Annotated in this window: 10 protein-coding genes; 5 read left to right on the top strand and 5 right to left on the bottom strand. The window is 73.5% G+C overall.

Annotation, left to right across the window (positions count from 1 at the left end; translation table 11 throughout):
* Nucleotides 1-126: 126 nt before the first annotated feature.
* The gene (locus OG871_RS35915) at nt 127-4,221 is read left to right on the top strand and encodes a hypothetical protein (RefSeq protein ID WP_371502552.1); all 4,095 of its coding nucleotides are present in this window, start codon (nt 127-129) and stop codon (nt 4,219-4,221) included.
* A 299-nt stretch (nt 4,222-4,520) separates the two neighbouring features.
* Here the strand turns inward: OG871_RS35915 and OG871_RS35910 are convergent, their stop codons facing one another.
* Nucleotides 4,521-5,378 (bottom strand): alpha/beta fold hydrolase, encoded by an 858-nt coding sequence (locus OG871_RS35910; RefSeq protein ID WP_371502551.1) that lies wholly within the window; start codon nt 5,376-5,378, stop codon nt 4,521-4,523.
* Nucleotides 5,379-5,489: 111 nt separating this feature from the next.
* Complete coding sequence (locus tag OG871_RS35905; protein ID WP_371502549.1) at nt 5,490-5,930, bottom strand: nuclear transport factor 2 family protein; 441 nt, start codon at nt 5,928-5,930, stop codon at nt 5,490-5,492.
* Nucleotides 5,931-6,049: 119 nt separating this feature from the next.
* Between OG871_RS35905 and OG871_RS35900 the strand changes: the two genes are divergently transcribed.
* The 4 genes from OG871_RS35900 (at nt 6,050) to OG871_RS35885 (ending at nt 9,036) form a co-directional block, all read left to right on the top strand.
* Nucleotides 6,050-6,622, top strand: a complete 573-nt coding sequence (locus OG871_RS35900) for a TetR/AcrR family transcriptional regulator (protein WP_371502548.1) — start codon at nt 6,050-6,052, stop codon at nt 6,620-6,622.
* Between the two features lie 755 nt (nt 6,623-7,377).
* Nucleotides 7,378-7,530, top strand: a complete 153-nt coding sequence (locus OG871_RS35895; RefSeq protein ID WP_371502547.1) for a hypothetical protein — start codon at nt 7,378-7,380, stop codon at nt 7,528-7,530.
* A 523-nt stretch (nt 7,531-8,053) separates the two neighbouring features.
* Nucleotides 8,054-8,662: a DUF4232 domain-containing protein gene (locus tag OG871_RS35890; RefSeq protein ID WP_371502545.1), complete on the top strand. Its 609-nt coding sequence runs from the start codon at nt 8,054-8,056 to the stop codon at nt 8,660-8,662.
* 44 nt (nt 8,663-8,706) lie between these two features.
* Nucleotides 8,707-9,036, top strand: a complete 330-nt coding sequence (locus OG871_RS35885; RefSeq protein ID WP_371502544.1) for a DHCW motif cupin fold protein — start codon at nt 8,707-8,709, stop codon at nt 9,034-9,036.
* Nucleotides 9,037-9,039: 3 nt separating this feature from the next.
* Here the strand turns inward: OG871_RS35885 and zapE are convergent, their stop codons facing one another.
* From zapE to OG871_RS35870, 3 genes are all read right to left on the bottom strand, one after another.
* On the bottom strand, nt 9,040-10,104 hold the full coding sequence (gene zapE / locus OG871_RS35880) for a cell division protein ZapE (protein WP_371502543.1): 1,065 nt from the start codon (nt 10,102-10,104) through the stop codon (nt 9,040-9,042).
* A 145-nt stretch (nt 10,105-10,249) separates the two neighbouring features.
* On the bottom strand, nt 10,250-11,215 hold the full coding sequence (locus OG871_RS35875; RefSeq protein WP_371502542.1) for a serine protein kinase RIO: 966 nt from the start codon (nt 11,213-11,215) through the stop codon (nt 10,250-10,252).
* 288 nt (nt 11,216-11,503) lie between these two features.
* The gene (locus OG871_RS35870) at nt 11,504-11,803 is read right to left on the bottom strand and encodes a hypothetical protein (protein WP_371502541.1); all 300 of its coding nucleotides are present in this window, start codon (nt 11,801-11,803) and stop codon (nt 11,504-11,506) included.
* Nucleotides 11,804-11,940 lie beyond the last annotated feature (137 nt).

The following is an 11,940-nucleotide window of genomic DNA, read 5'->3' as shown; positions in this document are numbered from 1 at the left end:
GAGACCACCGGAGGCGCACCTGCGCCGCCCCGCGGGCCGTACCGCGGGCGCCCGACCGGACGGACCGTCGGAGGTGGTCGCTAGGCTGCCCGGACCGGCAGACGATCATCAAGGGGGCACGGCACCATGGGCTGGGAGATCAGCGCCGAGGGATACACCGCTCGGCTGGAGGACGGGCGGGTCGTCCATCGCAACGAGCGCGGACGGGCGCTGAAGAAGGCGCCGGCCGCGCTGGCCGCCCACCCGCGGCTGCCACGGCTCGTCGCCCTCGCCGACGGCGTCGTGGCCCACCGCCGCGTGTGCCTGGAGGAGGCCGACCGTCTGGTCCGGGAGGCCGTCTCGGTGCCGGGCGAACTCGTCGAGGTGCTCTCGGCGGACAGCGCCTGGCAGGCCGCGCTGACGGCGGCCGGCCTCGCCCCCACCGTCCCCGGGAGTCCACGGCCGGACACCGACGACACCCTGATCGCCCGCTCCTACCGCCACCCCGCCCTCCCGGACGACGTGCGGATCCTGCTCACCACCGCGGCCGCGGCCCGCCACCGCGACCTCCTGATGACGTGCCGGGGCTGGGAGCCGGTCGGCAGCCGGCCGACCGGTCTGCCGGCGCCCGAGGCGATGCCCTTCCCCGAGTCCGCTCTGGCCGGGCACCCGACCCGGACGCAGGAGGTGCTGCACTACGTCGAGCGCCTCGAACGGACGACGGCGGGCTGGCGGGTGTACGTCAAGCGCGACCTGGACGCCGTGCTGAAGGAGGTCGCCCGCGCCGAACCGGCGCTGCTGCGCTGCTTCCTGGACGGTCTCGCCGACCAGTGCCTGCGCCACGGCGGCGAACGAACCGACGCGGCAGCATGGTTCGGCCGGGCCAGGGCCGCCGAACGAACCGCCGCCGAACGCGTCGACCAGCAGTGGCTGGACGCCCGCTACGCGGCCATGGACGCCGTCGGCGCACTCACCGACACCGCCCTGCGCGAACGCGTCAAGCAGGTCACCGCGCGAGGCGCCGACCAGGACGCGGCCCGCCGCACCCTGACCCTGCTCGCCGACCGCACGGTCCGTGACGGCGTGCGCCCGAAGCTCGCCGCCGACATCACACGCACCGCCCGTGCCGCCGGCCTCGACCCCGACCGCGAACTCGCCCGTCTGGCCGTCCGGCTGCTGCCCGCCCGCGACCTGTGGAGCGACGGCGCCACCGAGTTCTGGACGGCACTGCTCGCCGCACGCGCGTGGGACCTGGTCCGCGCCGAACTCCCCCGCCTGGCCCAGCAGGTGGTCGCCGCCGGGCCGCCGCCCGGTGTACTGGAGTCGACCGCGGCCATGGCCTACCTGGAGCGGACCGGAGCGCTGGCCCTGCTCACCGGACCGGCCGGCGCCGACGGCCCGGTGCCCGGCACCGCCGCCGACTGGCTCCAGCGCCTCGTCACGCTGGCCGACCGGAGGCACCGCCCGGTCCCCGGGCTGCACCGGCTCGCCGAACTGCTCACGTCCCGGATCGCCGCCGACGGCGTGCCCGTGAACCTGCCCTACATCGGCCGACGGGACAGGAGCGGTCTGAGCCCCCTCCGACTGGGTCTCCTCGACCTCCTGCTGGCCGCAGGCGCGCCCGTCGCCGACCCGCCGCCGCGGCTCGCGGACCCCCACCTGCACCACATCGACGTCGCCCCGCTTACCGAACTGCGAGCCCTCACCGCCGATCCGCGCTTCGAATCGGAGATCCGGGCCCTGCTGCGGGCCGAGTTCGAGCTGACCAACGGCGGCGACGCGCACAACCTCTGGTACCAGCCGCACGACCCCAAGGGCTGGGCCAAAGTCCCCTCGCTGGTGAACACCGACCTCGGCCGCCGCGTCCTCACGCAGTGGTGCGAGGAGGAACTCACCGAACTGCCCGTCCTGGACCTGGACGAGGTGGCGCTGATGCTCGCCCGCTTCATGCACATCGGCGCCGCCGTCGAACTCCTCGCCGACCCGGGCCGGGCCGAGCGGCTGGCCGCCGTGGACGTCGCCGCGCTGCTGCTGGACGCCGTGGCCCGGACGGCGCCGGAGCGCCCGCTGGACCGGGCGGGCGCCGAACTCCTGCTCGGCGGAGTGGAGGCACGGTCCGTCTTCCGGGACGGTGTGGCGGGCATGGTCCGCCAGCGGATCGGCCGGCTCCTCGAGGTCGAGGAGGATCAGGTCGACGTGGAGTTCGGCCGCCTGGTGCAGATCGCCGCGAACTGCCGCAACGGCCTCGCCCACCTCGTCCCGCTGCTCACCCCGAAGGCCGACCCGGCCGTTGACCCGGCCGCCGACCCGCACGGGGCCCGCGGCGCGGACGCCGCCCGCCCCGCCACCGGCCCCGCCACCGGTCACCGCGCGGACCGTTCCGCCGACCGGGCCACCGACCTCGCCGGCGAGCCGGCGCGGGTCCGGCTCGGCCGCCTGCTGCGCGCCACCGCCGGAGGCCCACCGTGGGACGGCGACCTCGACCACCCCAGCGCCATCCTCCCGGGCGCGCCCGCCGCCTTCCCGTACCTGGTCATCGACCCGCAGACCGAGGTGCTGCGCGGCGACACCGTGAGCGGCAAACGGCTGCGCGAGTACGCCGAGCTGCCGTTCGTCGCCGAGCAGGGGCCCGGACGCTGGCGCACCGTCAGGGTCTCGCGTCCGGCCGACCGGCAGACGCCCCCGGTCGGCCACGTGTACCGCACCGCGCTCTCGGTCGCCGTCGTACTCCACAGCAGCTACAACCGGTCCGAACTGCTGGAGTACGCGCCGTCCGGCACCTTCCCGCACGACGGCCCGCTGGCCGCCGCCGGCTGCGTCCCGGAGGCCCGGCACGAGCTGGCCGCGGCGGCCGACGCCGAGTGGCTGCACACCTACCTCGGGCTGCTCGCCGAACGGGGACCGCTGCCCCTCCGGCCCGAAGCGGCCGACGGACTCGCCCGGCGGCTCGCCCTGACGGCCGACGAGGCGGGTGCCCTGCTCGCCGTCCGGCAGCACCACCGGGACTACCCCGATGCCACCGAGAAGGAGGTCGGCAACCAGATCGGACCCGACGCGGTACGGGAGATCAGGACCCGGCTGATCCCCGACCGGCCGGAACGGCTCTGGACGCACGGGCCGGACCTGGACCGGGCCGTGACGTGGTGGGAGGAACGGTTCGGCACCCTCCCGGTCACCGCCGAGCTGATGGCGGAAGCCGGGCGGGAGATCCGCTTCCCCAAGGGCCCCTGGGCCCCGGCAGGCCCCGGCCCCACCGTGGATCCGGGCCCGGCCGGGCCCCGCAGGCGCCGCCGACGGCTCACCTCGCTGCTGGCCGCCGCCGTCGCACCCGCATCGAGCCCGGACAGCGCGCCTGCGCCGCACGCCTCGCCGTACGCGATGGCGTGGCTGGCCTACCGCACACCCGCCGGCCACCCGCTGCGGCCCGCGCTCGGCGCCGCCGCCCTCCGCGCGGCCGCCGCTGCGGCGGAGAGCGGTGGCGGTGCGACGCCGTGGCGCGTGTTCTCCGCCGACCGCCGGGCGTCCACGGGCCAGCCGCCGTCCCTGCGACCGCTGGCCGCACTGCCCGGCGTCGAGGTGGTGGACGATGCGGCGATGGGGCAGTGGCATGTCCTGGTGCGCCCGGAGCTGCTCACCGGCCCGGACGACCCGGCCCTCGACACGCTCGACGACTACTTCGACCGCCTGCTGCCGTCCCAGGCACTTCCCGCAGGCTCCGGACTGCCCGCCCTGACGGACCTGCGCATCCTGCTCTCCGGCGACCTCGACGCACTCGGCCGCCACCTGACGGCCGACGCCGGCCGGCCCCCCGGCTGGGAGCAGGACCCACGCCGCAGCGCACCGGAAACCGTCGCCGAGTGCTCATCCGCCCTGGGCGTGCCGGTCGACGCGGCCGCGCTGTACCTGATGCTGCTCACCCTGCCCGATCCCACCGACCGCCGCGTACGACAGTGGACGGGCTGGTCCGCACCCGCACTGAAAGCCGCCCAGCAGCAGGTACGCGCCACCGGCCTCGTCGTGGAGGCCCGCCGCGCCCGAGCCGGTCGCAACCTGTTCGCACCGGGCCCCTGGCTGGACCTGAAGGCACCCCGGCTGCCGATCGAGGCCGACAAGCTCACCCTCCTGCCCCCGAACGCCGCACGCGCCTGCGCCGCCCACACCGTGGTGATCCCCACCTGCCCGCTCCCCGCGCTGTTCGCGCAGGCCTGGCGGACCCGACACGCATCGGGGGCGCCCGCCTGACGAAGACGCGACCCCGCCCCTGCCCGCAGCCCACGGCGACCACCGGCACCGCCGGAGGGCAGCGGCGGAGCGGGGCGGGGAGGGGTCTGGATACGCGGCCCCAACCCGGGCGCGGTAGCGGCGCCCGATGGGCGGACCGGACGCCGCTGCCGCTCACCTCAGGCCGGCGAGGCGACCGCCCGGCCAAGATGCCGGGCGAAGAACCGGACCGCGCGGTCGGCCTCGAACCTGGGCAGCAGCCCGGTCGTCATCCCTCCGACCCCTTCTCCTCGCCACGTGATCACGACTCCGGACAGGCCCTAACCGGCACCCATGTCTGCGGCGGTGTGTTCGAGGATTGCGGGGACGATCGTCGCCCAGTCGGCTCGCTCGACCCCATGGCCGGCGTCCTTCAGCACCAAGAGCCTTCCGCCGGCGACCTGTTCCGCGAGTGCCTCACCGTGCCGGAGCGGGAACAGCGGATCGGCGGTCCCGTGGATCACCAGCGTGGGCACGGCGATCGAGGACAGGGACGCCCGGGAGAGCTCGCCGTCCGGAAGTGAGTCGTGGTTGCGGGCCGAGGCGAAATCGTGCGCGCGCTCGACGTCGTGACGGACCAGGGTGCGGGCGGCGGTCTCGTCGAACGGGCGCCGACCCCCCGCGAGCACGCGCGCGTAGGCGACCTGATACTCGATCACCGACGCGGCGTCCGACCAATCGACGCGCACGGCCGAGACGAACCGCATGAACTCCTCGGTCGGCGCGGGAAGCTCACGGTCGCCGGGCACGGCGCAGGACGTGCTGATCAGCACGAGTGACAGGACGCGACCGGCGTCACCGAGCGCGAGTTGCTGTGCGAGTGCCCCTCCGGCCGAGACACCCACGAGGTGCGCGGCGGGAATCCCATGGGCGTCGAGCACGCGGGCGGCGTCGGCGACCAGGTCCGCGCCGGTGTATCCGGGACGGCCCGGCTCGTAGGTGACCGATCGGCCGGTGTCTCGGTGGTCGTAACGGATCACGAAACGCCCGCCCCCGGCGAGCGTCCGGCAGAAGCCCTCCTCCCACCAGAGCATCGAAGCCCCGGTGCCCATGATCAGCAGGACGGGCGGATCCGACCGGTCGCCGAAGGACTCGGTGCACAGCTGGACCCCGTCCACCTCGACAACGCGCTCGGCCATCGCTGCTTCTCCTCTCCTGTCCCACCGTGCCTGCCTGTCGAGGCACCGGCCAGTCGAAGGCCCCGCGGGCCGGGACTCCGGGGGACTCCCGACCCGCGGCCTGCGCTCGCGCTACTTCCCGTCCAGCGCCGCCACCAGCTGCGGCAGGTCGCCGCCGGCCACGATGAGGGCCAGGTGATCGTGGAAATCCCGGCTGCCGACGATCAGACCGTCGCGGACCCGCAGCACCTGGATGTTGGCGGTCGCGAAGTTCCGCCCGGTCACGCGGTGGTGCACCTGGTAGTTCCATTCGGCGACGATCACCTCCGGGTCGTCGGTCTCCAGGATCACCACGTCCGTCGCGACCAGCCCGATCGGCGAGTTCGCAGAGACCGCCGCGAACCGCTCCTCGAGTGCGGCCCGCCCCTCGATGCGGCGCGGCCCGACCGGCTCGAAGACGGTCTCCACCACGGCGTCCTCGGCGTAGAGCTCGGCCAGTTCCGCGAACCGCCCCGTGGTGATTCCCTCGATCAGCTGCTGGAAGACCGCGCGCGGTGACAGCGTTTCGGACATGATCAACCCCCATCGGATCCGCCGCTAGAATCGGACTAGCGACTCAGGTTTTCAACGATACGGACTGGCGACTCCGGTTGTCCAGTGCGGTTCTGCCGTCGGCAGGAAGGGTGGGAGGGATGAGCGGTACTCAGGGACGCCCACTGCGCGCGGACGCGGCGCGCAACCGGGCCAGGCTGCTGGACGTCGCCACGGAGGTGTTCACCACCCGCGGCGTCGGCGTGCCGACCGAGGAGATCGCCCGGGCCGCCGGGGTCGGGGTGGGCACGCTCTTCAGGCACTTCCCGACCAAGGAGGCGCTGCTGGAGGCCGTGATGGTGCGCAGGCTGGAGGCGATCGCCGCCCGGACCGCGCGGCTGGCCGCCGAGGCCGAGCCCACCGAGGCCTTCTTCGACTGCTTCCGACTGGTGATCGAGCAGTCCGCGGGCAAGAACGAGTTCGCCCAGGCGCTCGCCGCCGCCGGGGTGGACGCCCAGGCGGCCCTGCAGGAGTCCAGCACGAAGATCCGGGCGCAGCTGGCCGAGCTCCTGGCCCGGGCACAACAGGCCGGGGCCGTCCGTTCGGAGCTGGGCCTGCCGGAACTGATCGCCCTGCTGGTCGGCACCAGCACGATGATGGAGCACCTGGGAGCCGACCCGGCGGCCCGGCAGCGGATCTTCGAGGTGGTCTTCGACGGGCTGCGGCCACGCTGAACCGGCGGAGCGTCGGCCTCCCCCGGGGCCTTGCGCAGCGGGACGCGGGCCAGGCCCGCCATTGCAGGCATCGGCGGGCGCCCAACCGCACTCCTCGGCCGGGGCGCCGGGGAGGGATCCGAAAGGCGTCCCGACAGTCACGAACCCCCAACGGCCATAGGCCAGGCGGAAGATGGCCGCCGTGCGCGTGCTCGCGACCATCAGCCCTGGACGGACCGCCAGACACCTGGAGGAGCGCACGCATCCAGGCCAGGCGCCCGGCCGGTCACAGGCGCCGGCCGGCGCTTCGCACAGTTCCCGCGCCAGGCGCAGCACGGCGCGGCCCTGAGCGGCCGTCAGCGTCCTGGTGGAGGCGGCGCGAACCAGGCGCGGAACACGGACCGAGCCGAGCCGAACGTTCCTGCGGTAGGCCGTTCGGCGCGTTGCGCCCCGGGCCCAACGCACCCCCACGACGACCGGACGCAGGAATGCCACCGGGGCACCCGCAGGCCCCGGGCAGTGCGCGCCGGGAGCCCCGGCCTGCTGATCACCATCACGGTGAACGTCCAGGATCGGGGCACTGAGGCGCGGCTGGTCGCGCTCGCGGAGCTGCGACTCAATCACCAGAAACGCCTTCGATAGGAAGGGGCCAGCGCCAGAGCAGGCGTTAATGAAAGGCGTCGAGCCGCATCTTGGTGTAGAATCTGAAGCGCAAGGGCGGCCGCGGGGCTGGCATCACGGTGATGCCGACGGCGCCCACCACAGGGGGATTCACCATGAGCCACCACTTCGATGCGATACGGGTGACGATCGACGAGCGGCTTCGCGAAGCCGAGAAGGACCGTCTCGTCCGCGCGCTCCGACTCAAGAACCGCGCCGAGCGCGTCCAGCAGCGGGCCCGCCAGGCCCTCGACAGCCTGACCGCATGAACATCCCGACCGCAACGGGCCGTCACCGACATCGGTGACGGCCCGTCCTGCTTCCCACCGCCCAGGACACGACGGCACCGAGGGCGCCCGCCAGGCAGAACCTTTCCCTCACCCTGTGACAGGACCGTTGCCCGAAGTGTGACTGCCGTCACGGCCCCTGACGTCCGGTCATGGTCAGCTCGACTTGTGCATCGCTCCCGTACCATTTCTCCCGCCCTCCTCGCCGCCGGGGCCCTGGTGCTCACCGCGTGCGGCTCGCAGCCCACAGCCCGGCCGAGCGGCACGTCCGCCTGCGGTGTGCCGACCGGCCAGTCGACGTCGGCGCAGGTCGGGGATCCGGCCGAGCGGGAGCAGGCGGGTGTCAGGATCACGGGCTCCGGCCCCCTCTGCACCGAATTCGAAGTCACCAACCGGGGGGGCCGAACCCCTCACCTACACGGTCACGTTCACGCACCTGTCACGGTCCGGGCAGGCGACTTCGGTCAGCAGGCAGACGGTGCCGGACGTTGCGCCCGGTCGGACCGTGGCGGGCACCGTCACGGCGAGTGCGCCCCCGTCCGTCCCGCCCGAACAGCACACGGCCGGCGCGTTCCCCACCCGCGCGGGTGCGTCGGCCTCGGCAGGCGGCGAGCGGGTGCGGATCACCAAGGTGCGCAGTGTCCCGAGCAAGGAGGCGTCGGTCGAGCACGGGGTCTGTCCGTCGTCCGGGACGCGGGTGTACGCCGACGAGGGCGATGCCGCGATGGGGCTGCGGGTGCTCGGCCTCCACCTGGAGAACTGCGGGGCGGGGACCGTCCGACTGAACGGCTATCCGGAACTCCAGGTCGTCGACGAGGAGCACAGGCCCGTCGACAGCGTGCAGGTCCTGCACGGCGGCAGCGCCATCGCGACCGGCACCGGCGCCGACGACCCGCCCCAGCCGGTCACTCTGGGGCCCGGCGAGAGCGCCTACGCCGGGTTGGTCTGGCGCAATACCGTCGAGGCCGGCGTGGCCGACCCGGTGAACGCACCGTACCTGAGGGTCCGGGCCGAAGCGGGCGCCGACCCGGTGATGGTGATCCCGGAACTCGACCTCGGCACCACGGGCCGCCTCGGTGTCGGCGCGTGGAAGAAGGGCGACCCGAGCAGCTGACCGTCACCCCCTCGGGGGGTGCGCAGCGCGTATAGGCTCTCCAGATGGACATGGTCGGAATACCTTTCGGGACCACGGACTGGTCATCGGTCCCGACGTCGGAGCATCCGGGCGAATCCGGGAGCGCGACCTGGCGCACGCGTGAATTCGGTTCCGTGCGCGTCCGGATGGTGGAGTACAGCCCCGGCTACGTAGCCGATCACTGGTGCAGCCGGGGCCACATCCTGCTGGTTCTGGAGGGGACGCTCACCACCGAGTTGGCGAACGGCGACGTCGTCACGCTCCACGCGGGGAGCAGCTACCAGGTCGGCGACGACGTGGAGCCGCACCGCTCACGTACCCGGGAGGGCGCCCGCCTGTTCGTCGTCGACTGACGGTCACGCCGTCGGCTGCCGGAGGAGGGCGAGGCGGCTGGCGGTGCGGTCGAGGTCGCGCATGAGGGTGGAGTCGGCGGGGAGGCCGGCGAGCGGGTCGGCGCCGATCAGGGTCAGGGGGACGTCGCGGTCGCAGCAGACGTCGACCAGGTTGGCGAAACGCCGACGGCCGTCCGGGGAGGCCTCGGAGAGGGGCGGGACGCCGTCGAGGACGATGGCGGGAAAGATGTCGGCGAGTACGAGGTAGTCCGCGACGGAGGTGAGGCCCTCGCACAACTCCTCGAAGCCGAACCAGACCAGGTCGTCACGGACCGCCCTGGCCGGCAGTTCACGGTGGTGGGCGGGCACCCGGCCCGCCTCCTCGGGCCGGGGCGGGGTCAGGCCGGCCGAGGCCTCGTCGCCGGGGTGGAGCCGGGCTCCGAGGTCGAACCCGTGAGCGCCCTCCGACCGGGGCTGCCGCCGGAAGTCGACCGGCCCCGAGACGTCGAGCACGTCCATCCGCTCCTCGATCAGCCTGATCGTGGGCTCGAAGAGGTGGTGGTAGAGCGGGTCGGGCATCAGCCCGGCGGGCGGGTAGTTGGACGTGGTGACCAGGGTGATCCGCCGGTCCAGCAGGGCGCGGAAGAGCCGCGCGACCAGCATCGCGTCCCCCGCGTCGTGGGCGTGGAACTCGTCGAAGACGAGGATCCGGCTGTCACCGAGCAGCTCGTCCACCGCCCGGTCCACCGCCGAGCCGTCCGCAGCCCGGCCGTCGGCGTGCTGGGCGACGCCGTCGTGCAGTCGGCGGAAGAAGTCGTGGAAGTGCAGCCGCCGCTTGCGCGGTGTCGGCAGCGCGTCGAGGAAGGTGTCCACCAGCCAGCTCTTGCCGCGGCCGACCGGACCCCAGAGGTAGAGATGGCGCGGCGGTCGGCGCAGCCGCCAGGCCGGGTGGGCCAACTCCCCGGCCAGCCGGCTGAGCCGCTCGACCGGGGACTCCTGGGCCGGGTCGAGTGTGAATCCGCGCTGCCCGGCGGTCTGCCGGAAGTGGTCGCGCATCGCCTCGTACTGCTTCTGCACCCTGTCCGTCACAGGTTCGGACCCTAGCAGGGCGTCAGAACCGTCAAGATGCCAGGCGGATCCGCCGGGGGGCCATGACCTCACAGGTCATGGCCCCCCGGCGGCTCAGCGCCGGCCATGACGACCCCGCCGTACCCCGGCGTCCCGCGTGGGCGGGCTACCTCAGGCGCGCGTCGGCGGCGAGCGACTCGACCAGTTCATCCACGCGCTTCTCGGACAGTCCCCGGGAGGCGAACCAGGCCCCGACGTTGCGCACGTCCCGCTCCAGGAACGACCGGCCGCGCGGGTTGGCGATGACGTCCACGATCTGCGGCACGTCGATGATCACCAGCCGTCCACGGTGGACGAGGATGTTGTACGCCGACAGGTCGCCGTGCGCATAGCCGCCGATCGCGAGCAGCGACAGGCTGCGGCCGAGCTGCTCCCACAGGTCCTCGATGTCGGCTTCCTCGGCCCGGAGTTGGGCCAGTCGGGGCGCGGCCTTGCCGCCTGCGTCGCCGACGAACTCCATCAGGATCTCGGTCCCCGTGATCTGCACCGGGTACGGGACGGCCACCCCGGCCGACCAGAGCCGGCACAGCGCCGCGAACTCGGCCGCCGCCCACTGCCCGGCGATCGCCTCCTTGCCGAACGTGGTGCGCTTGGCCATCGCCCGGCTGACCCGGGACTCCTTGTGCTGACGACCCTCCAGGTAGCCCGAGTCGCGGTGGAACATCCGGTGTCGGCCGTCCCGGTAGCGCTTGGCGGCCATCAGGGTGCGCCGCTCGGTACCCGGGACGCCGCGCTCCAACAGGAAGACGTCGGCCTCCTTGCCGGTCTTCACGATCCCGAGCTCGGTGTCCACGGCCGCCAGTTCGGTCACCACCCAGGCGGGACGCGGCTCGGGTCCCTTCTCGGTGGGAGTGGACCGGTCCCAGGTGGACCAGCGGTCGCCCTCGGCGGGGCCGTCGGGAGCGGGGGTGGCTGAGGCAAGGTCGTCAGAGCCCTCGGGGAACTCGGCCGGCCCGGAGGGGAAGTACTCGGGCTCGAAGTCGTCGAACCGGTCGGACCGTCGGCCGCGCCGGGACCCGCCCTTGGGACGGATACGGGAGAAGGAATCGCTGTCGGCAAAGCGCTCGCGCACTGCGGTGGCTCCTGAGGAGTGGCCCACCGGGTGCGTCCGATATGACGCGCTGTCAGCCGGTGGGAGAATGACGAACGAGGGAGGCGTATGGCGCGCACACGAAGGCGCGCCGCGACACGGCGGCAACCATCCGGACACACCTCCTCGACGTCGGGTCCTCGCACGGCATCCGCGAGAACGTGAATACCCTAGCCGCCCTCTCCCTCAGCGCAACCGCTTTTCCCCACGGGCCCCGACCGGCCACAGCCGGGCCCGGGCCAGCCGGCCCGGGCCCCGTCCGGGGACGGTCTACTCGGCGCCGCTGATACCGGGTGCGACGAACCGCCGGTGGAGCGGGGCGAAGGAGGTCTCGGGAGCACCGGTGATCCCGGCCTTCTCGACCGCCGGCGCCAGCCGCTCCGCGAGAAACACCTCGAACGCCTGCTGGGACTCCCACACGTCGGTCACATGCAGCCCCTGAGCGTCGAACCACGCCACATGGACCTGCCCACCGGCCGCCGGAACCGCCTCCCAGTCCACCGCGTCCCGCACCACGTCGTACTGCTCCGGCGTAACCCCGACCCAACGCATCGACATCACCACAGTCATGCTCACATCTCCTCACCCTGTAGCGGCACACCTGTCCCCACCAGCCAACAGCCATCACCCGCACAACGCACGCCCACGGCGACCAACAGGTGCCCTTGCCGACCGGCCCGTCCATCGTCCCGCCGCACGCGCCCGGC

Source organism: Kitasatospora sp. NBC_00374 (assembly GCF_041434935.1).
Taxonomy (GTDB): domain Bacteria; phylum Actinomycetota; class Actinomycetes; order Streptomycetales; family Streptomycetaceae; genus Kitasatospora.
Note: the sequence above shows the minus strand (reverse complement) of the source record. Positions and strands in the feature narration are given on the sequence as shown.

Excerpts from the sequence above, each read along its gene's own strand:
- OG871_RS35910 (WP_371502551.1), bottom strand. The coding sequence starts at position 5,378 with ATGGCCGAGCGCGTTGTCGAGGTGGACGGGGTCCAGCTGTGCACCGAG.
- OG871_RS35895 (WP_371502547.1), top strand. The coding sequence starts at position 7,378 with ATGAGCCACCACTTCGATGCGATACGGGTGACGATCGACGAGCGGCTT.
- OG871_RS35870 (WP_371502541.1), bottom strand. The coding sequence starts at position 11,803 with ATGACTGTGGTGATGTCGATGCGTTGGGTCGGGGTTACGCCGGAGCAG.
- OG871_RS35915 (WP_371502552.1), top strand. The coding sequence starts at position 127 with ATGGGCTGGGAGATCAGCGCCGAGGGATACACCGCTCGGCTGGAGGAC.
- OG871_RS35885 (WP_371502544.1), top strand. The coding sequence starts at position 8,707 with ATGGACATGGTCGGAATACCTTTCGGGACCACGGACTGGTCATCGGTC.
- OG871_RS35900 (WP_371502548.1), top strand. The coding sequence starts at position 6,050 with ATGAGCGGTACTCAGGGACGCCCACTGCGCGCGGACGCGGCGCGCAAC.
- OG871_RS35905 (WP_371502549.1), bottom strand. The coding sequence starts at position 5,930 with ATGTCCGAAACGCTGTCACCGCGCGCGGTCTTCCAGCAGCTGATCGAG.